Annotated in this window: 31 protein-coding genes; 19 read left to right on the top strand and 12 right to left on the bottom strand. The window is 39.6% G+C overall.

Features of this window, described 5'->3' with window-relative positions; translation table 11 throughout:
- Window positions 1–85 precede the first annotated feature (85 nt).
- The 5 genes from CEF16_RS08325 to CEF16_RS08310 all read left to right on the top strand — a co-directional run bounded on the left by CEF16_RS08325 (window position 86) and on the right by CEF16_RS08310 (window position 4,854).
- Window positions 86–844: a TatD family hydrolase gene (locus CEF16_RS08325; RefSeq protein ID WP_091585038.1), complete on the top strand. Its 759-nt coding sequence runs from the start codon at window positions 86–88 to the stop codon at window positions 842–844.
- Between the two features lie 103 nt (window positions 845–947).
- On the top strand, window positions 948–1,088 hold the full coding sequence (locus tag CEF16_RS23670) for a hypothetical protein (protein ID WP_170031721.1): 141 nt from the start codon (window positions 948–950) through the stop codon (window positions 1,086–1,088).
- Between the two features lie 117 nt (window positions 1,089–1,205).
- Window positions 1,206–1,388, top strand: coding sequence for a hypothetical protein (locus CEF16_RS23235; RefSeq protein WP_139185950.1), 183 nt, complete (start codon window positions 1,206–1,208; stop codon window positions 1,386–1,388).
- A gap of 206 nt (window positions 1,389–1,594) precedes the next feature.
- Entirely contained in the window at window positions 1,595–2,845 is a 1,251-nt protein-coding gene (locus CEF16_RS08315; RefSeq protein WP_091585042.1) for an ATP-grasp domain-containing protein, read from the top strand.
- 35 nt (window positions 2,846–2,880) lie between these two features.
- Window positions 2,881–4,854, top strand: a complete 1,974-nt coding sequence (locus CEF16_RS08310) for a hypothetical protein (RefSeq protein WP_091585044.1) — start codon at window positions 2,881–2,883, stop codon at window positions 4,852–4,854.
- Between the two features lie 3 nt (window positions 4,855–4,857).
- Here CEF16_RS08310 and ablB read toward each other — a convergent pair whose 3' ends face one another.
- A complete protein-coding gene (ablB, locus tag CEF16_RS08305; protein ID WP_091585046.1) occupies window positions 4,858–5,709 on the bottom strand; it encodes a putative beta-lysine N-acetyltransferase in 852 nt (283 codons plus the stop codon).
- Between the two features lie 173 nt (window positions 5,710–5,882).
- Window positions 5,883–6,260 carry a hypothetical protein gene (locus CEF16_RS08300; RefSeq protein ID WP_091585048.1) on the bottom strand — a complete coding sequence of 126 codons (378 nt, stop codon included), beginning with the start codon at window positions 6,258–6,260 and terminating at the stop codon, window positions 5,883–5,885.
- A gap of 283 nt (window positions 6,261–6,543) precedes the next feature.
- On the opposite strand from CEF16_RS08300, the gene CEF16_RS08295 reads away from it, so the two are divergent.
- The 6 genes from CEF16_RS08295 to CEF16_RS08270 all read left to right on the top strand — a co-directional run bounded on the left by CEF16_RS08295 (window position 6,544) and on the right by CEF16_RS08270 (window position 12,345).
- Window positions 6,544–6,876, top strand: coding sequence for a metal-sulfur cluster assembly factor (locus CEF16_RS08295; protein ID WP_091585050.1), 333 nt, complete (start codon window positions 6,544–6,546; stop codon window positions 6,874–6,876).
- Between the two features lie 269 nt (window positions 6,877–7,145).
- A complete protein-coding gene (locus CEF16_RS08290; protein WP_091585052.1) occupies window positions 7,146–7,346 on the top strand; it encodes a YuzK family famiily protein in 201 nt (66 codons plus the stop codon).
- Between the two features lie 326 nt (window positions 7,347–7,672).
- Entirely contained in the window at window positions 7,673–9,304 is a 1,632-nt protein-coding gene (locus tag CEF16_RS08285) for an acetolactate synthase large subunit (RefSeq protein WP_091585053.1), read from the top strand.
- A gap of 16 nt (window positions 9,305–9,320) precedes the next feature.
- Window positions 9,321–10,754 carry an aldehyde dehydrogenase family protein gene (locus CEF16_RS08280; protein WP_091585055.1) on the top strand — a complete coding sequence of 478 codons (1,434 nt, stop codon included), beginning with the start codon at window positions 9,321–9,323 and terminating at the stop codon, window positions 10,752–10,754.
- Between the two features lie 847 nt (window positions 10,755–11,601).
- Window positions 11,602–12,105, top strand: coding sequence for a 2-phosphosulfolactate phosphatase (locus CEF16_RS08275; protein ID WP_091585057.1), 504 nt, complete (start codon window positions 11,602–11,604; stop codon window positions 12,103–12,105).
- Window positions 12,106–12,141: 36 nt separating this feature from the next.
- Window positions 12,142–12,345, top strand: a complete 204-nt coding sequence (locus CEF16_RS08270) for a hypothetical protein (protein ID WP_091585059.1) — start codon at window positions 12,142–12,144, stop codon at window positions 12,343–12,345.
- Window positions 12,346–12,608: 263 nt separating this feature from the next.
- Here CEF16_RS08270 and CEF16_RS08265 read toward each other — a convergent pair whose 3' ends face one another.
- Window positions 12,609–13,907 carry a Glu/Leu/Phe/Val family dehydrogenase gene (locus CEF16_RS08265; protein ID WP_211295846.1) on the bottom strand — a complete coding sequence of 433 codons (1,299 nt, stop codon included), beginning with the start codon at window positions 13,905–13,907 and terminating at the stop codon, window positions 12,609–12,611.
- Window positions 13,908–14,059: 152 nt separating this feature from the next.
- On the opposite strand from CEF16_RS08265, the gene CEF16_RS08260 reads away from it, so the two are divergent.
- Complete coding sequence (locus CEF16_RS08260; RefSeq protein WP_091585061.1) at window positions 14,060–15,445, top strand: NAD-dependent malic enzyme; 1,386 nt, start codon at window positions 14,060–14,062, stop codon at window positions 15,443–15,445.
- 641 nt (window positions 15,446–16,086) lie between these two features.
- Entirely contained in the window at window positions 16,087–16,263 is a 177-nt protein-coding gene (locus tag CEF16_RS23665; RefSeq protein WP_170031715.1) for a hypothetical protein, read from the top strand.
- Here CEF16_RS23665 and CEF16_RS08255 read toward each other — a convergent pair.
- Entirely contained in the window at window positions 16,260–16,985 is a 726-nt protein-coding gene (locus CEF16_RS08255; RefSeq protein WP_091585063.1) for a hypothetical protein, read from the bottom strand. The genes CEF16_RS23665 and CEF16_RS08255 overlap by 4 nt on opposite strands.
- Before the next feature lie 157 nt (window positions 16,986–17,142).
- Between CEF16_RS08255 and CEF16_RS08250 the strand changes: the two genes are divergently transcribed.
- Window positions 17,143–17,649, top strand: coding sequence for a hypothetical protein (locus CEF16_RS08250; RefSeq protein WP_091585065.1), 507 nt, complete (start codon window positions 17,143–17,145; stop codon window positions 17,647–17,649).
- Window positions 17,650–17,728: 79 nt separating this feature from the next.
- Here CEF16_RS08250 and CEF16_RS08245 read toward each other — a convergent pair whose 3' ends face one another.
- Together CEF16_RS08245 and CEF16_RS08240 are read right to left on the bottom strand one after the other, a co-directional pair.
- On the bottom strand, window positions 17,729–17,944 hold the full coding sequence (locus tag CEF16_RS08245) for an OsmC family protein (RefSeq protein WP_281259208.1): 216 nt from the start codon (window positions 17,942–17,944) through the stop codon (window positions 17,729–17,731).
- A gap of 60 nt (window positions 17,945–18,004) precedes the next feature.
- Window positions 18,005–18,199: a hypothetical protein gene (locus CEF16_RS08240; protein WP_091585069.1), complete on the bottom strand. Its 195-nt coding sequence runs from the start codon at window positions 18,197–18,199 to the stop codon at window positions 18,005–18,007.
- Between the two features lie 108 nt (window positions 18,200–18,307).
- Between CEF16_RS08240 and CEF16_RS08235 the strand changes: the two genes are divergently transcribed.
- Window positions 18,308–18,964, top strand: coding sequence for an MOSC domain-containing protein (locus CEF16_RS08235; RefSeq protein WP_091585071.1), 657 nt, complete (start codon window positions 18,308–18,310; stop codon window positions 18,962–18,964).
- Here CEF16_RS08235 and CEF16_RS08230 read toward each other — a convergent pair.
- Window positions 18,953–19,780: a YihY/virulence factor BrkB family protein gene (locus tag CEF16_RS08230; protein ID WP_245917804.1), complete on the bottom strand. Its 828-nt coding sequence runs from the start codon at window positions 19,778–19,780 to the stop codon at window positions 18,953–18,955. The genes CEF16_RS08235 and CEF16_RS08230 overlap by 12 nt on opposite strands.
- Window positions 19,781–19,931: 151 nt before the next feature.
- On the opposite strand from CEF16_RS08230, the gene CEF16_RS23660 reads away from it, so the two are divergent.
- The 3 genes from CEF16_RS23660 (at window position 19,932) to CEF16_RS24825 (ending at window position 21,991) form a co-directional block, all read left to right on the top strand.
- Window positions 19,932–20,096: a hypothetical protein gene (locus tag CEF16_RS23660; RefSeq protein WP_170031712.1), complete on the top strand. Its 165-nt coding sequence runs from the start codon at window positions 19,932–19,934 to the stop codon at window positions 20,094–20,096.
- A 224-nt stretch (window positions 20,097–20,320) separates the two neighbouring features.
- Window positions 20,321–21,367 (top strand): hypothetical protein, encoded by a 1,047-nt coding sequence (locus tag CEF16_RS08225; protein WP_091585073.1) that lies wholly within the window; start codon window positions 20,321–20,323, stop codon window positions 21,365–21,367.
- Window positions 21,368–21,445: 78 nt separating this feature from the next.
- A complete protein-coding gene (locus tag CEF16_RS24825; RefSeq protein WP_273701399.1) occupies window positions 21,446–21,991 on the top strand; it encodes a UGSC family (seleno)protein in 546 nt (181 codons plus the stop codon).
- Between the two features lie 568 nt (window positions 21,992–22,559).
- On the opposite strand, the gene CEF16_RS08210 is transcribed toward CEF16_RS24825, so the two are convergent.
- The 3 genes from CEF16_RS08210 to CEF16_RS08200 form a co-directional block, all read right to left on the bottom strand.
- Window positions 22,560–22,721 carry a DUF1540 domain-containing protein gene (locus CEF16_RS08210; RefSeq protein ID WP_091585079.1) on the bottom strand — a complete coding sequence of 54 codons (162 nt, stop codon included), beginning with the start codon at window positions 22,719–22,721 and terminating at the stop codon, window positions 22,560–22,562.
- Between the two features lie 79 nt (window positions 22,722–22,800).
- Window positions 22,801–23,190 carry a hypothetical protein gene (locus CEF16_RS08205; protein WP_245917803.1) on the bottom strand — a complete coding sequence of 130 codons (390 nt, stop codon included), beginning with the start codon at window positions 23,188–23,190 and terminating at the stop codon, window positions 22,801–22,803.
- Window positions 23,191–23,325: 135 nt separating this feature from the next.
- Entirely contained in the window at window positions 23,326–24,147 is an 822-nt protein-coding gene (locus CEF16_RS08200; RefSeq protein WP_091585081.1) for an MBL fold metallo-hydrolase, read from the bottom strand.
- Between the two features lie 143 nt (window positions 24,148–24,290).
- Between CEF16_RS08200 and CEF16_RS08195 the strand changes: the two genes are divergently transcribed.
- Window positions 24,291–24,608, top strand: a complete 318-nt coding sequence (locus CEF16_RS08195; RefSeq protein ID WP_091585083.1) for a YckD family protein — start codon at window positions 24,291–24,293, stop codon at window positions 24,606–24,608.
- Between the two features lie 74 nt (window positions 24,609–24,682).
- On the opposite strand, the gene CEF16_RS08190 is transcribed toward CEF16_RS08195, so the two are convergent.
- Both CEF16_RS08190 and CEF16_RS08185 read right to left on the bottom strand, forming a co-directional pair.
- Window positions 24,683–25,168, bottom strand: a complete 486-nt coding sequence (locus CEF16_RS08190) for a CBO0543 family protein (RefSeq protein ID WP_091585085.1) — start codon at window positions 25,166–25,168, stop codon at window positions 24,683–24,685.
- A gap of 23 nt (window positions 25,169–25,191) precedes the next feature.
- On the bottom strand, window positions 25,192–25,653 hold the full coding sequence (locus CEF16_RS08185) for an inorganic phosphate transporter (RefSeq protein WP_091585087.1): 462 nt from the start codon (window positions 25,651–25,653) through the stop codon (window positions 25,192–25,194).
- Window positions 25,654–25,656 lie beyond the last annotated feature (3 nt).

Here is a 25,656-nt window from a genome sequence, read left to right as displayed (position 1 = left end):
TTTAAAATGAACCCACATTTCCTCTTAAAATCCTCTTCCCAACTTGTCTTCCTTGCATTATGATGGGTATAAAAAGGAGTATTTCATGATAGATGCTCATATCCATTTAGAACAATACGAAAACATCGAATCCAGCATAGAAAAATGGAAAGAAGCCGGTATCCAAAAAGTCGTCGCTGTTTCCAATAATCTTGCTTCTTCGTACAAAACACTGGAGCTAAAAGAGAAATTTTCAGACTTCATTTTGGCTGGTGTTGGTTTTCATCCAGAGAAAGGTCTGCCCAAAGAAGCCGATTTTCAAGAATGGCAGCGTCTTGTATGCCAGGAGCGAGATAAAATAGCATGCATAGGAGAGATTGGTCTGCCGCATTATGAACTCGAGCAGCTTCCGACTTCGCTTGAACAACATATTGATTTTTTAAAAAGATGTTTGCATACAGCAAAAGATTACATGCTTCCGGCTGCATTGCATGCGGTTCATGATAAGGCAGAAATCGTATATCAGCTTTTGCAGCAAGAAACCCCGAATCTGTCCGCTCATTTTCACTGGCTGAAAGCACAGCCGGAAGTTGTCCGGCAGATAACCGCCTCCGGTTATTACATTTCTCTTACCCCAGAAGTTTGCTACCGCCATAGAGATCAAATTTTAGCTTCCATGATTCCAAACGAACAATTATTAATAGAAACAGATGGGCCATGGCCATTTGATGGACCTTTTAAAGAAAAACAAACAACACCTTTGTTTCTTTCAAATATAGTGTCTTTTTTAGCCAAAGAAAAAAATAGAAACAAACATATCATCGAAAAGACAATCGTACATAATACGCTGCAAATATATGGGTGAGCAATGATTATAAAAACGTTTCTCTTCCACGTTTAAGAGACATAACACCAGGGAAAAGAACAAGCACACAGGACAACAGAGAATAGATAGGAGGCGTGCTAAAATGAAAGTAGACCAACTATTTAATGAACAAAACGAAGAGATTCAATTTGATACCGGTGAAATTAAGGTGAAAAATGATGATCCTGAAAATTGGGAAGTAAAAATATATGGAGTCGAAAACCAGCGCTTTTTTATACTTTAGGAAAGTTTAACTTTGTTAAAGGAACAAAGTATAAGAAAAACTACGTCTTCCAACGTACAGGACATACTAATGCCGCCGTTGCCACAGGACGTGGCGTTTTTAGGCGGTTTCCTTTACATGGCGGCAAGTCGAGTTTTTCTAATGAAAGGTCTACGAGACAGCCGTAAAGAACATCTAACGTTTGAAACAAACAAAGGGACGATGAATGGCTTAGTAGATATCAAAACCTTCGACTCGGCCTCTGAAGAAAATGTGGTAACCATGAAAGGGACAAGCACATTAAATGGATACAAACAATAAAAACGAAGAAAAGGAAGAAAAATTCTGGAAATAGACATTTGAATAGGCAAGCTTTTAAATTTCCTGCCAAATAAAAAAGGCCTGAACTGTTCATAACAGTTCAGTTTTTTTTCTTTTGAAATGGAGTCATAATCTGCTGCTAGACAGGTCAAAATATCATTGTGTAATCAGTCAAACTAATAGCAAGAAAAGGGGATGCGGAAATTATGACCAAAACAAAGCGGGATATTGACTATAAAACGGCATTAATTGGCTGGAGTCTGCCTTCAATCGAGGCGATTGACCAGATGAAACGGCCATTTGTGATCGTAGGGCCGCCGGGGATGGAAGATTACGCTAAAAAATATGATCTTCCTTATATTTCGTGGGACTTTGAAGATTATAAAAAACGTGTGTCAATGGAAGAAGTTTGTGATCACTGTGAAGAGCTGTTTCATGCGTTAGAAAATGAAAATGTAAAGCTTGCTGTTCCATTATTTGAAGATACAGTCGAATGGGCAGCCGCTATTAATGCTCGTTTGCAAGATGACCCGAAAATCTTCAAACACAGCTTATTGTTCCGTGATAAAGCAAAAATGAAACGGCGGGCGCTAATGGGAGGCTTAAAAGTAGGAGTATTTGAAGAAGCACGGACAAAAGAGGAAGTAAAACAATTTTTAAGACGAGTAAATGAGGCGCTATTGAAAGAAGCAGAAGAATTAGATCCTATACACGTAAAAGCATTTAATAAGGCAGGTGACGTCGGACATCGTGTCATTCGTTCTGAACAAGACGCTGACCAGCTTGAAGAGGAGACATTTCCATGTCTATTAGAAAGTCATCTGGATGGTGTCGAGGTGTCTTGTGAAGTATTTATTCATAACGGAAAAATCCGATTTTTGAATATCACGGAATATATCGTATTCGGTTATTCGATGATGGCCCCGCCTTCTCCTCCAATAGAAAAGCAGCGAAAGAAAATTCGCGGTGCCGTTCAAGCTCTGATAAAAGCGTTTGATATCAAAAATGGTCTCATCCATCCAGAATTTTTTATAGACGAAAATGGATCCATTAGTTTTATTGAAGTAGCACACCGTATACCAGGGGGCAACATCTTTGATTTAATCCAAAAAACGTATAATTTCAATCCATATCAAGCCCATATTCTTGTGTCGGATCCAAATACTACCGATGATGAACTGAATAAGTTTTTCCCGAAGGAACACAAATTCAAAGGGCATGCAGGCAGTTTAATGGTTTACCCGCGAGTGGAGAAAATTGAGAAATTGCACGTGCCGCAAGAATTAGAAGAGCACCCGGGATTTGACCGTCACACCATGTTTACCCCCGTTCAACGAAAAGTAGAAGAGTCAGAAGGGTTTGGAAATCCTCATGGAGTAGTTTTCTTCCATCATGACGATTGCGATCACGTCAAACAACCACTGCAAGATTACGCAGAATATGATTTCTTCATGTAAAACGACATTTTAAAAAGTAAAGGTGGGATAAGAAAATGGCTGTACAAATGAATACTGGCGGAGAAATCAACACATTTGAAACTGCTTTTAACAATTTACAACAGGCTGCTCCGTATGCAAAAGAAATGTATCAAAATCATGTGTTTCAAGTGGCCAAAAAATTGGCAGAAACGCGGGAAGGAATCAGAGAATTATATGAATATGCCCCCAAGTTTGAAGAAGCTGGTGTGTTTGAGGGGGGACCGTGGGAAAACCCATCTAAATTACAGCCGGCCTTGGTAAACGGCTCCTTACGGGTGGATGGTGTCGAATCCATTGTGGCGCTTCTAAGCGAGCTCCGTATGGTCGCACTTGCAAAGGAAACGTATACTCACGAAAACGTGACAGCAGAAGAGGCGCATGAATATTTAAATGAAGTGATGGCTAATAATTTAGATTTTATTTTTCCGGAAGAAGTAGACGAAGACGGTGATGAACAAGGCAAAGAAACAGAGAGGGCGCAGCGTCTTTTCGAATTGGTTGTTGATGAATTAACACTTCAATCGATTTCGAGCACGCTTATTTCGGAGATTAAACGGCTAACCGTGCAGCGTCCGATTATGACCAATCGGATTCGTGTCATGATTCGAAAAGCGGAACAATTAATGCATGAAGATGTTGATGAACAAGACAGAAAGGAGATCGAACGCTTTCATTATGCTATTTCGACTCTCACTCCTTTGAGTAGAGAATTTGAGGACTATGGAGAGTACAGACAGCAGCTAAAAGAAATAAGTGAGGAAGATTTAGAAGAAGAAGCGAAAGCTTTTGGCAGTTCCTTGCATGATACCGGACTTGTTTCTCCTTATCATGTTGTTTTAATAAGGCATTTGAATCGAAATGATAAAAAAGAAATGATGAAATTTGCTTTAGGACTGAGTGATAACGGTTATGCTCACCTAGAAGAACATTATGAGATGGTGCAGCAATTAATAAAAGTTGCGGTTCACATACCTACAAGGCAATCGATATATGGACTGTCGCGCCTTTTAGAAAGAGGAGTCTTATCCCAAACCCCTGTAAAGCCTGGTTTAAGACGTTTAATTGAACTTGACATTAACCAGGATGTCCGTAATACGCTTATGGATGTGACGCATAGCAAAAAGGAAGGGCTGACCGCCAATGATATATTGACAGCAGGGGTTATGAGTGTACTCGGTCAACCGCTTGGAATAGGCCAAGGGTTAAATCCTACCTGTCAAAGCGCAAGAGCTCTAAGTCTGTGGTCTATTCATGCACCGGGTTACCTGCTCGAACTAATACCAAGAGCAGCCAGAGATGGAGATATCGATGTTAGTTTTGAAGGGCTGCCTATCCATTCAAAAGATTTACCAGGAGGACTTGCTCCAGAGCTGCATGAAGAGCTAGATCCAGTTTCCCTTGTTCTGGTGCCGCATTTAGATCGAATTTATGCAGAAATGGTAAGACGCGTACAATTTAGAGGAGACGACCCTCATAAATGGGTAAATCCAGCGTTTTACGGTGACTGGATTCCAAAAGGGTTCAGTAAAGTGTTTCAGCATAACACCCAAAACATTGTTGATTATCAAGGGTTTGTCCGTTTATTTTATGCAACTCATCACCCAGAGTACAATGAAGGCCACGAAATGATTTATCCCAATCCGGTAGGGATTGCTATTACAACCGTTTATGGAAACTTTTTAGGATTCCACGCGATAACGATTCAACGGATTGCCAAAGACTCCGAAGGTAATTACCGCGTGTATTTTTATAACCCTAATAATGATAGTTCCCAAAATTGGGGGCAGGGCATTGAGCCTGCTGTACAAGGACACGGTGAAATAGAAGGAGAATCTTCTCTTCCATTTCATGAATTTGTTTCGCGTTTGTATGCTTTTCATTACAATCCTTATGAACAAGGTGATTCGTTTGCCGTTGATTCGAATAATTTAGAGGAGATAGAACGTCTTGCTAAAAATAGCTGGGGCCAAGAATTTCAATGGTTGTAAAAGTTAAGTGGTACGAAGCTGTCTGTACCAAATATTCATCGACTCAAGTTGACCGGAAATGTTGCTATTCCGGATCATCCGGCCTCCATAGGTAAAGCCGTGATAGACGTTTACTACGTTCATGCCAAGTGATAGGGAACGAGAATAAGAAAACAGGGTCCATATCTTTTTTTGCTGCATGAGACGAATTAAAAAAGAAAATTGATAAGAAAGCAGCCCTTTGTTTCGGTGTTCTTCCATCGTGGCGCAATCACTCATTTCTGCCGACTGAAACGATGGCAGTACATCAGCAGAACAGGCACTAATAATCCGGCCTTTATGCTCAATAATAGTAAAGTATACTTCGTTTTTCATAACTCCTCGGATAAAGCCTGGGTCATGCATTGGGGTTGGATACGTTTTAAACACAGAGCGATATAACCGGGACATCTCATCGGCATCTTTTTCGGTAGGACGGCGCATTGTATACGTGGCGGGCAGAATCGATCTGCCTGCTTTTTTTGTCACCGCGGCAGCCTGCTCTATTACCCACTTTTCCTTTTGAGGATCCACAGTATGATTGCGGGAAGGATGTAAAAATAAAGAATAAATAAAAGCATCTTTGCCTTGGAAAAACCCTTTAATAGCTCCTTCTAATTGAAATCGTTTTAAAGACTCCCTTGTTCTATCTTCTTGTGTCACATAAAAAATGAGTTTATCACAATGCTGGGTTCTTGCAACTCTTTTTAATGAATCAAGGAAAAGAGGCATTTTTTCTTCTTTTGGTAAAGCATAAATTTTTATCCGCTCGCTGAATGGTTCTATCTGCATATAATTGGTTAATAACATCGGAAAGTGTTTTATGAGTTGATTCATGATAGCCCTCCAGTCTTCCGAAAAATGACCGGTCTTATTCCGGCTTGTCGTACTATGTATACGAAGGAAAACTGGGAATTAGAATGTAAATATTTTTGCATTTTAATAAAGTAAAAAGCCGTTCCTCAAAAATCCAGAAACGGCTTACCTTATATACAGGGTGCGAAGCTAATTTAACTGCAGTGGGCTTTTATTGGCTGGGAGGAGTGTTGGTTTCCATGGACAACGGCAAAGTTTTGAACGGTCATACCATGTTTTTGCAGAAGTCGTATGCTCAGGTTTTTTGACACTTTATCTGGAGCAACAAGGAAAACAGTATCAGCATGAATGGTGTTAATGTGCCTTTTTAAATAAGGATACGGCAAAGTATACGCTTCTTTAACAGGGTAGCGGTCCGCTTCCTGATAATCGCGGATATCAAGGATTATCATGTCAGATGGGAGCGGCTTATCCGGAAGCGGAGCACATTTTATACCAGGGACCGGTATCCATCTTTTATATCCAACGACGAGCAGTAAAGCACCTAGTAGAACGATGATCGACCACGTCAATGAGTTTCCCTCCCGAATGTTTAACATCATGTATTGATGAACATTAATTTTTTACTGGAAATGTTCTTTATACTCCAGCGCCTGCATTTTTGTTCCAGCCATGTTTTACTTTATAGGGAACCGGGTATAAATAGCAAACAAAATGCATGTCACATAACAAGAAATAGTATACTACAAGGACAAGCTTTTGGCATAGAGATAAGAATAGAAAAATGCAAATGAATTTTGAAACATGAGAATATTTGATACAGTGAAAAGAAAGACACAGCAGGAGGTGATCGGAATGTCTGAGGAAAAACAAGAGCTTATTGATCGTATATATGCTGAGCTAGAAAAGGTAATAGATCCTGAACTCGGAGTAGACATTGTAAATTTAGGGCTGGTGTACGGTGTAGACTTTGATGAAAAAAACAATGTATTTATCACCATGACATTAACGGCGATGGGATGCCCGTTAGCTGGAACGATTGTAAATGATATAAAATCAGCACTAAAAGATCTTCAAGAATTTGGAGAAATTAATGAAGTCGATGTAGAAATTGTGTGGAACCCACCTTGGGATAAAAGCAAGATGTCCCGTTACGCGAAAATAGCACTCGGCGTACCGGAAAATTAAAAAGAAAGCTGTCCGACACCGGGCAGCTTTCCTTATGGGACATCATGTTCCATTGAGGCATGAAGTATCTCAAACAATTGGTCCCGCGTAAGAGGAAACTCGCTTCCATTTATAGCTGCTTGAATACATGTATCTTGTACTTTAGGAGTCTCCTTTCTTGCCTGCTTACATATTCTACAGAAGTCTGCATGTATTCAGAAGCAAATCTGTTACGTTTAAAGTAAGAAAAAATCAGGAATAGTAATAAACAAAGAAGGAGGCTTCACAGCATGACAGACGAATCCAAATCAAACTATGAACATGAAACAACTGAAAATCTAGAAAAAAGTATGCATAAAGCTCATGGAGTGACGCAAGAAGAATATAAACGAAGTCTTGAGAAAAAAATTGAAGTGGAAAAAGAAAGAGAAAAAGATTATAAGAAGAACAAAGAAATCCAAACCGAAATCTACAGTCATATGAAAAAATAGACAAACCGATGAGGGAGAGGAACAAAAAGATGATAAAAAAATTTATTAAAACAGCGGTCATTGGATACTTGTTTCGTTATGGAAAACGGTTATTAACACGGAGAAAAAGAGGATATTAAAAAAAGATCGTACCCACAATTACGACTGGGTGCGATTTTTTTGGCTCTATTATATTTGTAAAGATATGAGAAAAAGAACAGGCAAGCCCTTTGTTATCACAGGAAAATTTGTGCAAAAGGGCTATTTTCTAAAATAGAGTGTAAAAAATGAAATTTATACAGAAAATACATAGCGAACAGGACCTTAAACGGAAAAGGGTGATTACATTGAAAGTTGCAGAATTGCTTATTAAATGTTTAGAAAATGAAGGCGTAGAATACATGTTTGGAGTGCCGGGAGAAGAAAACATAGATATTATGGATGCTCTTCTGGATTCAAACATTGAATTTATCGTAACAAGACACGAAACCGGAGCAGCTTTTATGGCTGGAACGTATGGCAGATTAACGGGGAAGCCTGGTGTTTGTTTAGCAACATTAGGTCCAGGCGCTACCAATCTTTTAACCGGTGTAGCAAACAGCAATATGGACTTAAATCCGATTATTGCTATAACCGGTCAAGCGGGTCTTTACCGGCAGCATAAAATTTCCCATCAGTATTATGATTTAGTGTCGATTTATGACCCTGTAACAAAATGGAGCGCTCAAATAAAAAAAGCAGACATTGTACCTGAAGTTGTACGTAAAGCATTTCAAGTAGCTACTCAGGAAAAAACGGGTGCTGCTCATATCGATGTTCCAGAAGATATTGCAGGGATGGAATTTGAAGCAGAGCCGCTAGAAATTATCGATCATTCTATCTCCACAGCAGGGGAGCAAGTAATCGAAAAAGCTGCTTCTATTATCAACAAATCGCAGCATCCCCTTATTTTGGCGGGAAATGGAATAACCCGGAGCGATGCAGCGGAGAGCTTACGCACACTTGTGAAAAAAACAAACATACCTGTGGTTCATTCTTTTATGGGAAAAGGCGCGCTGTCATTTGAAGATGAGTTAAGTTTATTAACCGCAGGTATAGGTGGTAAAGACTACATTACCTGCGGCTTTAGTGAAGCGGATTTGATTGTGGCGATTGGGTTTGATATGGCTGAATATCCGCCAAGAAATTGGAACCCCGAAGGAGCCGTTTCTATTTTACACATCGACGCAGAAGAAGCAGAAACGGATGCACATTATCCTGTCACATTAAACGTCATTGGTGATATCAACGAAAATCTAAAAAAGCTGAATCAATTTTTGTCACCTACAGAAAGAGATAACCGCTGGGTAAGTGATGTCCGTAAAGAAGCACTGGATGAATTAGAAGAATTCAAAGAAGATAATCATTTTCCAGTAAAACCGCAAAAAATCATCTCAGATTTACGTTCAGTATTAAAAGAAGAAGACATCGTGATTTCCGATGTGGGTGCTCATAAAATGTGGATGGCTAGAATGTACCATACGTATCAGCCCAATACATGTCTGATTTCAAACGGTCTGGCATCGATGGGAATAGCTGTTCCTGGTGCAATTGCAGCGAAAATGGTTCACCCCAATCGTACAGTTGTGGCTGTTTGCGGCGATGGTGCTTTTCAAATGACAAGTGCCGAATTAGAAACCGCAAAACGATTAAACCTTCCTATTATCGTTTTATTATGGAGAGACGAAGGATACGGATTAATTGAATGGCATCAAATGAGAAATTTTAATCGTTCTGCCTATATTAAATTCGGAAATCCAGATTTTATCCAGCTCGCCTCTTCTTATGGTTTTGAGGCCCTGCAAGTGAACAAAGCAGAAGATGTAAAGCCAACGTTAGAAAAAGCTATAGCAATGAAGAAACCCGTGTTGATTGATTGTCCAGTTGATTATAGCGAAAATATGAAATTAACGAAGAAATTAGGAGATATTATTTGTTAAATATAGGAGGGAAAGCATGCGGATTGGTTCTATTATAGATGGGATCGAACGAAAGGAAGAAAATCGGGAGATGCTTCCTGTACTGAACCCGTACAATCAAGAAAAAGTAGCGGATTTAGCTTTAGCAGAAAAAAAAGATTTAGAAGAAGCTGTAAGTAATAGCTTTGAAACGTTCCACTCCACCATGAAATTGATGCCGGCTCATGAACGCTCAGATATTTTAAGAAAAGCAGCTGACCTGCTGGAAAAACAAGCGGAAAATTTTGCTGAAACAATCATGTTAGAAGCAGGTAAACCAATTACGTTCAGCCGTGCTGAAATTAAACGGTCCGTCCAGGTTTTGCGTTTTTCCTCTGAACTGGCCAAGCATATAATGGGCGAAGTTATTCCCATGGATGCTGCTGTAGGCGGGGAAAATAGAATCGGAATAGTAAAACGAAAGCCTTTAGGGGTAGTCGGAGCGATCACACCTTTTAACTTTCCATTAAACTTGTCTCTGCATAAAATCGCTCCGGCTATAGCAGCAGGAAATACGATCGTGTTTAAACCTGCTGAAAAAACACCAATAACAGCGTATAAGCTGGTTCATTTATTTCAAGAAGCAGGCCTGCCAAAAGGTGTTTTAAACTTACTAATAGGAACAGGCGAAGAAGTTGGAAGTCCGCTTGTGGCACACGATAAAGTGCATAAAATTTCATTTACGGGGAGCCTTCCGGTAGGAAGAAGTATCCGTGAAAATGCCGGATTTAAAAAAGTAACGTTAGAATTAGGTTCCAATTCACCAAATATCATATTTGATGATGCTGATATTAATCAAACGGTAACAGCCCTCGTAAAAGGAGCTTTTGCTTTTTCCGGACAGGTCTGTATATCAGCACAAAGAGTGTATGTGCAAAAAAATGTCTATGACACCTTCCTTAAAGAGTATGTTAAACAAACAAAAGCATTAAAAATTGGAGATCCGAAGAGGGAAGAAACAGATATTGGGCCGATGATTAATGAAGAAGAGTCCAAACGTGCGAAACGCTGGATTGATGACGCGGTCGAAAAAGGAGCAATCATTGAAACCGGAGGGATACGAGATGGGACGGTACTGACCCCGACGATTATGACAAACGTGGATAAAAATATGAAAATTATCGGTGAGGAAGTGTTCGCCCCGATAGTATCCGTCATTCCTTTTGATAATGAAGAGGAAGTGATTGCATTTGCCAACGATTCCATATACGGATTGCAAGCCGGTGTTTTTACAAAAGACATCGACCGGGCAATGCGTTTAGCTGATCAATTAGAAACGGGCGGAGTATGGATTAATGAAATATCCACTTATCGTCAAGATAATCATCCCTACGGCGGTGTAAAACAAAGCGGAATGGGAAAAGAAGGCGTTAAATACGCGATAGAAGATATGACTGAAATAAAATTTATCGGTATAAAACGAAATGGATGAGTGTAGAAACCGCGTATTATTGGTTGAATGAGCTTCGGGAAGAGATGGTGCGTCTGATTGCTGGAAATAATTTCAAATACTAGCTGATTAGGAAGATTTACTGGCCGTTTGCTGGCGAATACTCACCGAAAACCACCGAATACTAGCCAAAAACCAGAAAATACTCGCCAAGCACAAAAAATTAGTTCGTTAGCAGAAAAACAGAGTTGGTACTCGAAAATGTATGAATATCGATCTCAAGGAGGGCTGCTTAATATTGGTTGAGTGAACTATGGGCAGAGATGGCGTGTTCGATTACAGGAAATAATTTCAAATACTCACCGAATATGTCGATTTACTTGCCGATTGCGGACGAATACTAGCCAAAAAACCGCTAAATATTAGCCAAAAACCAGAAAATACTTTGCCAACTACAAAAAAATTTTACCTGAAGACATCCAGATAAAAATGGGATGTCTTTTTCTAATCCACTGCAGTGATTCCTACTAAACCTTGATACTCAAAAAAGTAAGGAAAGCTGGCTTAATACCTGTGAACTACACGCAGAGGTGGTGTGTTCGATTACAGGAAATAATTTCAAATACTAGCTGAATATGTCGATTTACTCGCCGATTACTGGCGAATACTCGCCGAAACCGCCGAATACTATCCAAAAAACAAAAAATACTCGCCAACCAAAAAAATGATTTCAGTGAAAAAGCGGGTATATGCCAGTTGCGCTTACTGACTTATGGGGCAGGTCCTTTGATGATCGATTGAGGAAAAATGATTTAGATACAGAATTAATAAAAGGATGAATCATTTAAAATTACTTACTGGACCGAAGAAGTAAGTGAAGGAGGCCGATATGGAAAGATGCAGTTTATGGTTGACAAAAGAAGAAATAGAGCCAGAACGATTAAAAGGAGCAACAGTAGTTGTGATTGACGTGCTGCTGGCAACGACAACGCTTGTCACGATTATGGAACGCGGGGCACGCCGTGTGCTGCCAGTAGAAAGTATTGAAGAAGCTCATCATTTGAAATCGCAGTTGGATCCTTCATCTACTCTTACGGGAGGAGAACAAGGTGGAAAGACGGTAGACGAATTTGACTGCTCTCATTTGTTAGATGACTACATGCCAGATCGAGTAAAGGACAAAGATATTATCTTTTTATCTGCCAATGGAACCCGTGCGATCAAAAAAGCGAAAAATGCACAGAAGGTAATACTGGCTAATCTAAGAAATGTAAATGCTGTTGCAGACTATCTTAACCGTGAATCGACAGAAAGAGTATACATTATATGTTCCGGTGCCAGCGGCCATTTTTCAATGGAGGACTACGTTTGTACATCATTAATTTTATCCTAATTACAATTAGAGAATGTAAGATTAAACGATGCGGCCATGTTTGCATTGGAACTAGAGATAGATTTAAAAGAAAAATTAAGAGAACTTGTAGCAAAAGGCCGTGTATGTCATAATACGCTTAAATTAGGACTGAAAAGCTTATTTGAGTTTACGGTGGAGGTTGGCGCTTCTAATTCAGTTGTCGGAGTGAATCAGGAAGGAGAATTGTACTTTATTTCCGTTAGCAGTGAAGTGAGATGAATGAATATTACATAAAAAGGTCTGTCTCAAAAAGGTAGTATAAAGTGTGATGGTTATATAGCAACTGGAATATGAAAGACTCCTGCGGAAAATAGGGCAGTGAAGGGTTTGCTCGCAAGCCGCCGTGTAAAACGAGCATATTCCAGTTGCGTTTGCTGAGAATTAGCTTTCTTTTTGTACTTTAAAAAGTTCAACTTTGCTAAAGGCAGAAGTTCCTTTGCCATAGGCGAAACTTTTTCTTTCAAGGTCCGCGCTTTTCTTTATTATAAGTCTGATTCTTTAATCCAGCTTCTTGCTCTTAATGCTTTGACAATGTGATTAATACCAACCATATAGGCAGCATTTCTCATTCGGATATTTTTTTCCTCTCTCATTTTTAATACATTTTCAAACCCAAAAACCATTCGTTCTTCCAGCTTTTTGTTTACTTCTTCTTCTTTCCAATAATAATTCATTTCATTTTGAACCCATTCGAAATAAGAAACCGTTACCCCGCCAGCGTTACATAAAATATCAGGAATAACAAATATATTTTTTTCTTCAAGAATTTGATCTCCTGCCGGTGTAGTTGGCCCGTTTGCAGCTTCTGCTACAATTTTTGCTTGTATAGCGGGGGCTGTATTTTTTGTGATTTGATTTTCGATCGCAGCTGGGATAAATATGTCAACCGGTAATCCAAATAAATCTTCATTGGTTAACGGATCAGCTTTTGTATATTCACTAACACTTCTCCCGTCTTTTACAAAAGATAATAATTCTGGGATGTCTAAACCATTTTTGTCATAAACGCCCCCTTTTGCATTTGTTACAGCAACCACTTTTACGCCTAATTTATATAAAAATTTTGCTGTCATACTGCCGACATTCCCAAAACCTTGCAGGGCCGCGGTGGAAGCACTTAAATCCATTTTGAGAACTTTGGCTGCTTCTCTTATTGTTAATACGACGCCTCTCCCCGTAGCTGCTAGTCTTCCTTGCGACCCGCCAATAATAATGGGTTTTCCTGTTAGCATCCCTGGTATGTTGTAGCCTCTTAATTGATCATACTCATCAACCATCCAGCCCATCACGGTTGGACTTGTATTAACATCTGGTGCTGGAATGTCTTTTTGAGGACCGATAATGGGAGTTATTTTTCGAATGTACGTACGGCTTAATTCCTCAAGCTCTCTTTCAGAAAGTTCAGATGGGTTCACAATGACCCCGCCTTTCCCGCCCCCAAGCGGAAGGTCCAAAATAGCTGATTTTAATGACATCCAAATAGACAAGGCCTTTACCTCATCAATATGAACGTTTGGGTGAAAACGAATGCCGCCTTTGGTAGGGCCGAGTATATCAAGGTGCTGGGAACGATACCCCGTAAAATTTCGAATATTCCCATCATCCATACGAACAGGTAAAGAAACTTCAAGTACTCTAATCGGTTTCTTTAACAAATGATAAATGTTTTCATTAAATCCAAGGTCTTCGACTGAGCTCTTCAACAGTTCTTTTACAATCTCCAACGGGTTTTTATTATGTGTCGTAATATCTGCTTCTACTTTATCATTTTGCGTCATCATATAACCTCCTATAATCAGGCTGCATATTAATAAAGTCCCGCATTTAGCCTTTTGATATGTATGTAATATACCCACAAATATTTGCCTGTAATGTAAGGAATACTATAAGTAATCTTCGACATAAGGGGCTGATTCGGGTGGTTAAATCTAATATGACGCTGATTTTGCGTTTAGAAATACATAAGAAAACCATTTCTTTTGGCCGCATCGCGACTGCTATTAGTGAATCTGGCGGAGACATGGTGGCTATTGATGTAATTAAAGAAAGTCCGGAAACGACAGTGCGAGACATTAGTGTTCATGTTCATCATAAAAAAGATCAAGACAATATCGTTCAATCGATAAAAACTTTATCGGGAGTTCATATTCGGCACGTTTCCGATCGAACCTTTTTAATCCATTTAGGAGGTAAAATTGAAGTTACTGCCAAAAAGTCCATCGATAATAGGGAAGAACTTTCTCACGTTTATACGCCTGAAGTGGCAAGAGTCTGTATAGCTATAGAAAAAGACCCTGCCCTTGCATATAATTTAACGGTGAAGAATGATACCGTTGCTATTATTTCAAATGCTACCGCGGTCTTAGGATTAGGCAAAATCAAACCTGAAGCAGCGATGCCGGTGATGGAAGGAAAGTCCATGTTGTTTAAACAATTTGCCAACGTAAATGCGTACCCAATCTGTTTGCAATCCCAAGACTCAGAAGAAATCATTCAAACCATTAAAGCAATTAGTCCTTCATTTGGAGGAATTAATTTAGAAGATATTGCTTCGCCTCAATGTTTTGAAGTAGAAGAAAGGCTTAAGGAAGAGCTGGATATTCCCGTATTTCATGATGACCAGCACGGTACGGCCATTGTTGCCTTGGCTGGACTTTTAAATGCGTTAAAAGTGACAAAAAAAGAATTAACAGAGTGCAAGGTTATCGTTTGTGGTTTAGGGGTAGCGGGAATCTCAATTACAAAAATGCTGTTGACGGCGGGAACTGAAAATGTTATTGGAATAGACAAAGACGGGGCATTAACTCGTGAGAAAAAATACAACAATAAATTGTGGGATTGGTGTGCAAAAAATACCAATCCTAATGATGAAAAAGGGCCGCTTTCTACGGTTATAAAAGATGCAGATGTATTTATTGGCGTTTCTGCTCCAGATATTCTTCACGTGGAAGATATCAAAAAAATGGCAGATCAACCGATCGTTTTTGCACTCGCAAACCCTAACCCTGAAATTTCACCTGAATTAGCAAAACCCTATGTGAAAATAATGGCCACCGGAAGGTCGGATTTTCCTAATCAAGTAAATAACGTATTATGTTTCCCAGGAATTTTTCGAGGAGCTCTTGATGCCAGAGCAACTGATATTAACGATGAAATGAAACTTGCAGCAGCCACCGCGATAGCTTCTATCATTGATGAAGAAGAACTGAACGAAGACTATATTATTCCAGGAGTATTTAACGACAAAATTGTTCCAAAAATCCGTGAAGCGGTTATGAAAGCTGGTTTTGAAACAGGAGCAGCTGATCGTTTCAGTTGAGAAAGGAGTAACTTATTTAATAGTTTCCGCAGAAGTTTTTCAGCCTGTTTTCCTGCTGCTCGTCTGGCTATAGTTTACCGGCTGTGCCGAGCTTTACTGCATTCTCGTCTCCTAAAATAAGAGAAACCATATTAGAAAAACTTGGCTACTGTCAATCCCAAAGATCCTTTTTCAAAGTTAAACATTCCTAAAGTATAAAGAACATGGCGGACTTTATTGATACTTACGTTCTATCACCTCTCCGTAACTAGCACTCATTCATTTAGGGTTTATGTATTGCTCCAGCTTGCTTTTTGCTACTTCTAAAGAAATGGGAGCATTAGTGAGTACTTCTAGCATAACATCTGTTTTCCCTTGTTGGCGTAAAATTTTAAAATCGACATTGTTTCTAAAGCAGGGAGCGGATTATCTTTTGTTTCAATTCTTAAAAAATACTTCAGGAACATTTTGAATTCATGAACAGAATGTTTATCGTCAGGAACGTGTCTATCATTTCTTAAAATTTCTTTATGGCTTGAGTTAATTCATCACTATTCATTAATATGCCCTCGACAAAATGCGATTAGTTTTAAAGTGCAACTAAAAATTTTATTTAAAAGCGGTATGTTTAGCCGTCATACTTAAAAAAAGGGGGGAGGACGATGAATAGATATCATTGCTGTGCAACCTGTAAATGGTACGAAGTAAGAAAAACGAAAGGTGAAAAAGTAACTTACCACTGTATCAGGCTTGGCTATGAAACCCATCCTAAATACCAATTCAACTGCTGGGATCCAAAAGAAAAGGTACGAAAGCGAATGGAACAAGAAGATGATTAACCAAGCCAAGAGGTGCGTTCTTCAAAATTGGTATAATCGATTTTATTCAGCCAGTCATAATCCGGAACTTGAACGCGTTTAGACTGTCGTCTTTTCTCAAGCTGTCGTTTCGCAAATTCGATTTTTTCATATTCTTTAATTAATGCTTCCACCACTTTGTTCATGTAAGCAGATCCGTAGCACACTTGTTTATCTTTCCATATGTGTTGAAACAATTTATATAAATGGTCTTCGCTTTTATATATTTTATTATCTTGTTTAAATCTTTTTTTAAAAGAAAAAGATTCCTTATCCAAATCTAGTTCTAAAACCATTGGAATATCAGAATTTTCTGAAGCGGAACGCTCTGAAAAAGACGGTCTGAAATCAGAACGGCCTGACATTGCAGCCTGCAAAATAACAATCAAATTGCTGCTGTTGCCGCCTGTTTTGTCTCTCATTACAGGAATGCGTTTAATAACATTTTTCTTTTCAAGAGAGGATAGTGCATAATTAGTCATGCGTTCGCTTTTTTTTACGTGGGCGGCTATGTTTTTCACTTTAATCCAGCTTACTCCTGGGTATTTTAAAGAATGTTGGGCTAGAATCGTAAGAATGTATTTTTCTGTGTGATTCATCTTAACGGATTTGATATGTTCTATAACGTGGTTATTCATTTCTTCAATTGTAGTAAAAGAAACGTGCTTTTTGGCAGCTTCATAGTGAACGGTTGATCTTTTCATTTCCTTCTTCTCCTTCTTCTTTTAGATTTTCTCTCTATATGGATGGAAAAAAAGGGAAAGGAGGAAGAAAAATAAAAAGTCCTAAAAAAAAGTCCTGCTTGCTGTGTTTGTTTTTAAGAAAATTCAATAAAATAGTAGGTTTTTAGGGAAAATTTTATTGTTAAGCGATACCCCGATAAAGTCGATTTATTTCAAAGATTTGACGTATAACGGTGCAGATGTGACAGAAGAACAGGAATTCCTGGTAGTTACCAATAACTACCGTGCCGGCGGAGGAGGAGGCCATTTGGCTGACGCCGAACAGGAAACGATACTTGCTTCAACCGATGAAAACAGGCACATCATTATCGATTATATTATGGAACAAGACGGTCCAATTTCTCCAGAACCGACAGATAACTGGAAGCTGTCTGATATTGAAACAAACGGAGATGTCATATTTGTAAGCCCATCAGAAGCAGAATCTTCAGCTTATGAAACAGATGAAATTGACTACCTCCGTGAAACAGAGAACGGTATGGATGTGTTTGCTTATCGGTTTGACAAGACAGACGAGGAAGACGACGAAGAAGACAGTGAACATCCTAGAAAAGGCATTGGCAAAAACCGGAGCACGCTGGTGAAAAAGAAAAACCAGATCATGCTGAAAGACCAAAGCGAGTGATTAAAAATTTAAAAACGTTTGTCCGTTACAAATTTCAAACAAAACGGCCGGCTCAAAAAAGGAGCCGGCCGATTCTTTATTACTCTTCATATTCTTCAATCGTCCAAGAATGTTCAAATTCCACACAGCCTTTTAATGTCTGTGCTACCGGGCATTTTGTTTCAAATACGTTTAACACCCGTTCGGCTGCTTCTCGTTTGCCTTTAGGAATCTTAAGGTCATAATGGCACTGGATTTTCGTAATTTTCAGGACGCCTTCCGGAGCTTCAATGGTACCTTGCACGGTTGTTTTGATTTTGTCCGGGTAAGGCGGGATTTGACGCGCATACAGCGCGCCTGATAATGTTCCGGTAAGTCAGCCGCCTGCTGAAGCGACGATGTGGTCCAAAGTCGAAGGGTATTCGGTTTCTGGTTCAACTCCGTAAAATTCTTTCACCCCGCCATGAACCCCGTAATGAAACGGTTCTTCAAAACCGTCTATGTACGCCAGTCTGTGGGGCGGTTTGTCTTGTTCAATTGTGATTTTTGTAAGCGCAATTGGATCCGACATAAAATCCCCCTTTAAAATAAACTCTTGTTTTTTTACCCGTCTTTTTTTATTTTTAAACATCGGAATGGTATGATTATTTTAAAAGATTAAAAAAGGAGGAGGAAGAAAATGTCATCTTCATATTTCATACAGCATTTGGCTGCAGGGCGTCCACAGCTTATGATGTACCAAAACGGCAAAGTCATGAAAACAGGCATTCAAAAACAAAGCGTAGAAGAAATATATGCAGCGGAAGACGGTTTGGAAAATGATGAGGTGGCGGATAAAAAAAATCACGGCGGCACCGACCGGGTGATTTGTATCTATCCGTATGACCACTATTTGCACTGGGAAAGTGAATGTAACACAAAGCTTGCTGATGCCGCATTTGGGGAAAACATAACAGCTCGTAACATGACAGAAGAAAAAGTATGCATTGGGGATACCTATAAAATTGGAGATGCCATCATCCAGGTTACACAGGGGCGCATTCCATGTGACACGATCAGCAGGCGGAATAATATACCAAATCTTTTATCAAGAGTAGTGGAAACGGGCTATACAGGCTTTTTATGCCGTGTATTAAAAGAAGGAACGATAAGAAAAACAGATACCATCCAGCTCGTAGAACAGCATCTTGACAAGGTTACTGTCGCTTATTCTCTTCATACGTATTTTCACAACGCAAAAGATCTCGAAGCCCTTCAAAAAATAGCAGCTGTCGATGCATTAGCGGAGTCCTGGCGGGAAAAGGTGGAGAAACGAATCAACCAGTTAACCGGCTGAACGGTTTTTATGCAGAATCGCGTTTAGTTCTCCGCCGATAACAAGAGCCAGACCAGTCAAAAAGAGCCAAAGCATAAGGACGATAACGCCGCCAAGACTGCCGTACATATCGGAGTAATTTCCAAAGTTATTTACATAAAAAGAGAAACCAAGAGATACGACCTGCCATATAATCGTTGCTGTAATGGCTCCTGGAAGTACATGCTTAAACGTAATTTTTTTATTAGGGGCAAAATAGTAAAGACAGCACAGAATTGTAATCATAACAAGAACTGTAAGGATCCAGCGTACCACTTTTAAAAGCGACTCGGTTTCATCTGGCATGAAAACATAATTAGAAACGGTGTTTAAAATTACTTCACCAAAAATAAAAAGAGCAAAAATAATAAGAAAGGTTACTATCATACCGATCGTTAATAAAATAGACAATAATCTTCCGTTAAGAAAAGATCTTTGGTTTTCTACGTTGAACGCTTCATTCATAGCTCTGATGAAAGCATTCATTCCTGTAGATGCGGACCAAATCGTACCAATGATCCCGAAAGTAAGCAGCCCGCTGTTGGAATCGCTGACCACACTTAATACATTTTCTTCAATCATGCGGGTGGTGTCGCGAGGCAGAGCTGTTTCTACAACCATCATTACTCTTTGGCCGTCCATAGACAAATAAGGAAGAATAGATAAAAATAAGATCATCATCGGAAAAAGGGCAAGCATATAATAAAATGCCTGTTCTGCTGCTAGTCCTGTTGCTCTGTCATCTATCATTTCCTTTTTCAGCGTTCGGCCAAAAGAAAAAATTCGATTGATTTTCATGTAGGATCCTTCCCCTCTTTACTCGTCAGCTTCCTTGGTTCTTTATACTACTTTTTTTCCCACTATTTTGCATTAAAAACCTATGGAGTCTAAAAATAACGCTCATAACGACACGAAGAGAGGAAAAAGTAAACGCAAGGAGGGAGAAGCTATGGCTGATAAAAGAGAACAACCAGAGCGCATAAAACGACAACCAGAAATCGAGCAGCCTAATGTAAGGGAAATTAATGAAGAAACGCCGCATCCGGGTACGGCAATGGTTGAAAATCATGCTGAGCAGCTTCGCTATAAAAACGCAGACAGCATTTATGAATAATGAGCATGAGCTTTCCCTTAGCAGGGGAGGCTCTTTTTTGTACTTTAGTTTAAATTTTCTAAAGGAAGGCTGTTATGGCTGAGTTTCCAGCGGAAGCAGGGAAATTAGTGAACCAGCTGTACAGCCATAATCCAAAAACACTTGTTAAATAAGAAACCCTTTACAGTTCAAAAATTCTGATTGTTATGATAACTTATCATTATAACAGGAAAGGGAGTGAATAAGTGGCATCGATTAACGCAGAAGCTATTACAGTTGAAAATGAATCGGCTGCAATGGAATTATATTACCGAAAAGGCTGGACAGATGGATTACCAGTCGTACCTCCAACAGAAGAAAGAATTCAAGCGATGTTAGATTTTGTCGGCATGAAAAAAGACACCGTCATTGGTTCTATTCCTGAACGCGGACGCGTGTTTACGGCAGAAGCAGCAGCGATCAATGCAGTGATGGCGGGATGCTTACCCGATTATTTTCCGGTAGTGGTGACTGCTGTTTCAGCAATGAGTGATCCGGACTTCGGACTTCACGGACCAACGGCGAGTACAGCTGGCGCTGCTATATTAATCATTGTGAATGGACCTATTTCTAAAACGCTTGCGGTTAATGCAGGAGAAAATCTTTTCGGACCAGGAAATCGTGCAAACGCGACCATAGGCCGAGCGGTTCGATTACTTATGATAAACGCTGGAGGATCTAAAGAATTTGACCGGGCCACTTTAGGGCACCCAGGTAAATTTACGTACTGCATAGCAGAAAACGAAGATACAGAGTGGGAACCTTTGCATGTTGAAAAGGGGTTTGCCAAAGAAGATAGTACCGTAACCGTGTTTGCTGCAGAAGGACCAAATCAAATGAACAATCATGCTTCCTTGCAGCCAGAAAATATTTTACTTACCCTAGCAGACCGAATGAGCGGTCTTGGCACTTTTAATATGGGCGGAGAAACCGAAATGGGAGTGGTGATTTGCCCAGAGCATTACAGAGATCTAAACAAACAAGGATGGAATAAAGCATCTGTGCGCCGTTTTCTCTATGAACATGCGAAACGGCCGCTAAGTGATTTGAAAAAAGGTGGTTATATAGAAGCACCAATGGAAAAACAAGATGAAAAAACAATGGTACATGCCGTGCCTTCTCCAGAAAGCATTCTTTTGCTGACAGCGGGAGGGGAAGCCGGACGCTTTTCAGCTTGTATTCCAGGCTGGTTCGGCGCTAATATTTCGCGTGCTGTCACAAAATCAATTCTGACTGAAACAGGTTTCACCTGACAATGCTGATGCTAGTCAATCGGTGATTGGCTCAAATGATATACCTTGCTTTGATCGAAAAACAAAAGGAGTGATTTGATGAGCATTACCGTCTATAATCCAACAAAGAGCCCAGTACCAGAACAAGCACAAACAGCTCCGAGGCCTTTGTCACTGGAAAACAAGACGTTAGGCTTAATTGATAACGGCAAAAGAAATGCAGACACCGTTTTACAATATATTGGCAGACATCTAAAAGAACGTTTTCAGTTAAAAGAAATAATAACAGTAAAAAAGTCATCGTTTTCTCATGCGATCCCCGATAGGGAAGCAGATCAGCTAAAAAAGCAGTGTGATTTAGTTATTTCTGGGATCGGTGATTGAGGTTCCTGCAGCTCGGGCAGTTTGCTCGATGGAATCGTGATGGAGAAAAAACAAGTACCTGCAGCAGTCATCGTAACTGAACCTTTTATCAGCTCAGGAAAAGCGATGGCAATAGCCCATGGTTTACCTGATTATTCCTTTGCTGTCATTCCACATCCAATCGCAGCCACAACCGTGGACACGCTTGAAAATTGGGCGGAAGATGCAGTAAAAGAGGTGGCTGAACTGTTGTCAGCTCAAAAGACAGTACATCGGTCCTAACGATCACACACTCTCTCTGTAATAAACATTTAGCTTAGTTTTAAAAAAAGCAAATGGGGAAAGGTAACAACAAATGCAGAGAGAGAGGATGATACAAATGATTAGAACGATTTTAATGATTATTGGATTAGTAGTGGTAGTTAGTGCCATTATAAATTGGGCATTTTAAAGGAAAATGCTGTAATATAGAGTACCGGCATCTTGTACTGTTTACTATTCGTTATTTAAATGAAAAACGGATAAGCGCTTTATCCTTAGAGCTATTAGAAAAACTCGGCTTGCCGCCATGTAAAGGAAACCGCCTAAGTTAAAGGAACTTCTACTAAAAACGCACACGTCGACGCATAGAATGTGCTAATGTCGCCAATGCCACAGGACGTGGCGTTTTTGGCGACGAGTGTGCAACGTAGAAGTCACCACATCCTGTGGAAGTACGTCCTGTGGAAACGGCGGCATTAGTACGTCCTATACGTTGGAAGTCGTAGTTTTGTTATACTTTGATCCTTTCACAAAGTTAAACATTCCTAAAGTATAAAGAAGAGGCCGCCAGGGAAGCGGCCTCTAACCTTTAATGCTGATCCTTTTTTACAAATGTTTTACAGTCGGTTTCATGCTCTGTAGAAGCTTGTTCACCACTATGGCTTACTACATAAATTCTATCGGCAGAACAAAGGTTTCCATCTGCCCAATAATGACAGTTATTTACTTCACATAGCACATCTTGCGCCATATTTCTTCCCCCCTTACGTTTACTTTTTGCAAAAGCAGGGAAAAAGATACGAAGCAAAGGCTGAATCTTTGTGCTATTCCTATGTCGTTTTTCGTTCAAGCATAAATTGTTCAAACGCCAGCTGTGCTTTTTTAGCAAGGCTTATATTTGCACCGACGTTTATGCACTCTTCTATAAATTCAGGGTCTTCGTCCCGGCACGGCAATCCCTGTAAATGCAGGCGCCAATGGACGAGCTCATGTAATAGAGATTGTAATACACCTTCTTTAGAACGTATGGCATTACGCTTGGTGCTCATTCGAATAATACGTTCTCCGGTGCCGCGGTCATAAATAAACACGGCATTTTGTACACTCCAGTTGGTATGTACAAGCTCAATCTGATCGCTGTACTCCACTCCCCAATGCTTTAAACACATGTCATTTGCCGACTTGTACAACTCATTTAATGTGAAGTTACCGCTTTCCACTTACCTCTTCCTTTTCTAAAAAAATCTATACCAATTTATAGTATCATAATTCAAAATAATGAACATTAATATAAAAAAATTTTTGGAAAAAGCAGGCTTCTGTTAACAGCGGTAACAAAAGCCTGCTCTTACGTCTTATACAAATTTTCCGTGATCTGGTACAGCAATGTCGTCAAAGTTGCTGGCTAAGGTTTCTAGCGCATGTTTTAATTCTTTGCCTTCCATAGGAAGACCATGACCTGTGACAGCAGCTTCTGGGTTAAGGTTTTTTAATTGTTCAACAGAAGAACGGGCTGCTTTCCAATCAGTGGTAAGATAGCGGGGCGGGCCGCTGATTTCTTTTTCTTGCATCATTACTTTATACAGATATTCTTGTTTGACGGTCACAAATGCATCGCCAACAATAAGTGTGCGGTCTTCTTCGTGAAATAATGAAATATGCCCAGGTGTATGACCCGGCGTGTGAACCCAGCGCCACCCCTCCATTTCAGGTACAGTGCCATCGGCGGGCAGTACTTGTACGTTGTCTCCTAGATCAATCCCTTCATTGGGAAACATACGTGATAATTTAGCAACAAGACCTCCCTCAACACTAGTATCAGGTTCTGGATAATTCTTTACGCCTGTAAGAAAAGGCATTTCCTGTTCATGAGCATAAACAGGAATTTTCCATGCTTCGGCTAATTCTTCCACTGCTCCCACATGATCAAAGTGGCCGTGTGTCAAAATAATAGCTTGCGGAGTATGGTTTTTTCCGAAAAGCTCATCAGCTGTTTCTTTAATAATATCAGCAGATTTGGGCATACCTGCATCGATTAAAACCCATTCATTTTCCCGGCCTGGAAGCTCATAAAAGCAAAGGTTTACCACCTGGTTTGTATAATAGAACAGATGGTCGGCCACTGTCTGACCTAACCCATTCGTGACCGAAGTAACAGGAATCAGTTTGTCTTCCATCGTTATACCTCCTAAAAAATTAACTAGCTATGGTTTACCTTTTACATTTCTCATATGGAATAAACAAAATGAAAACAAAATTCGGCATAAAAAATGATCGGTGAGACAAAGTAAAGATATGTTTTAAAAAGGAGTGAGTGTTGTTGGGTAAAAGAAAGTGGACGAATTTTCTCGTTATCATGCTTGCTGCCGGAACGTTATTCAGTTACTCCGGGCAGGCAGAGGCGTATGGGATTCATGCCGAGCTGAAAAATGTTGACCTGACGGAGGAACAAAAAGAGGAGCTTTCTACATTGCACAAAGATATTATTGAAAAGAAAAAAGAGCTCGTAGACAAATATGTAGAATTTGGCATGATTCCAGAAAACAAAAGAGAAAAAATAAAAACGCATCTAGATGACCGCTTTAAAAGGCTTGTGGAAAATAACTTTCAGCCTTTACGGGAAAGAAGGTTTCATTAAATAGAAGGATGTAGTATTTTTCCTAAAAGTAAAAAGGTAGATAAAAGCTGAGTCTCTTGCTTTTATCTACTTTTTTATTGTTTTTCTTCTGTTCTTCTTACCCACTTAATCCATAGCCTGTCTAATAATGATTTAATATAAAGCGAGAAGAAAGAATGGTACCATTTCCATCCCTTTTTGAATGTTATTAATTTTGTTTTTTTCTCTGCGAGTTCTTCAATAATAGTCATCGGAACAATGTATATAAGCAATTTAAATAGACTAGTGATGAATTTGTCGTCTTTGGTTTTTTGATTATAAGCAATTGTCATAGCTGGGTATAATAAAAAATCAAACAGAACATTTGACTTGAATGTTTTAGGTAATAGCCGTATAGGATACCTTACTATGTCGGCAGAAACGATACAATGATCAATGATGATATTGGTCACCGCATTCCACAAATATACCAGCAGCCAATCTTTTATAGGAGGTTTTCTAAAAATAAAAGGCAGTATTCCAAGCCCTAAAACAAGCAGGCCTCCTAAAAACAGCTCATCTCTCTTATTATTTTTATTCATGAAACAACCTCCTTTAAAAAACGTCATCCATCTACTTTGGCAACACCTAATGCCAAGTGCTCCCATAGTAATTCTTCGACTTTTTCTACCAGTTCATTAGGACATTCAATAACTAAAACGACTTCTGATTTTTTTCCTTTTACTTCCCGTTTTCTTTTATGTACTACTTTAAAGAGGATGTAATCAATGACAAATCCAATGATAAATCCACTTGCAGCACCGATTAACCCCCAATAAATTGGCCCCCACTCCAATGCGAAGCCTACACTTGCGCCAATTACAGAGAAGCCCGTTCCTATCGCTGCCCCTTTATCAAATAAACTGATCCCATCTGCACGGTGAAGCGTATCAAACAATCTTCTTTCTTCCACTCGGTTAATGAGCGGTACAGCAAGAATTTTCTCTTTTTTCACTCCAACTTGCTCTAAAGATGTGATGGCTAATTCCAGATACGATGAATGCTCGAAGGTTGAAAAAACTTGCATGGA

The sequence above is a fragment of the Alteribacillus bidgolensis genome, from assembly GCF_002886255.1.
Classification (GTDB): domain Bacteria; phylum Bacillota; class Bacilli; order Bacillales; family Marinococcaceae; genus Alteribacillus; species Alteribacillus bidgolensis.
Note: the sequence above shows the minus strand (reverse complement) of the source record. Positions and strands in the feature narration are given on the sequence as shown.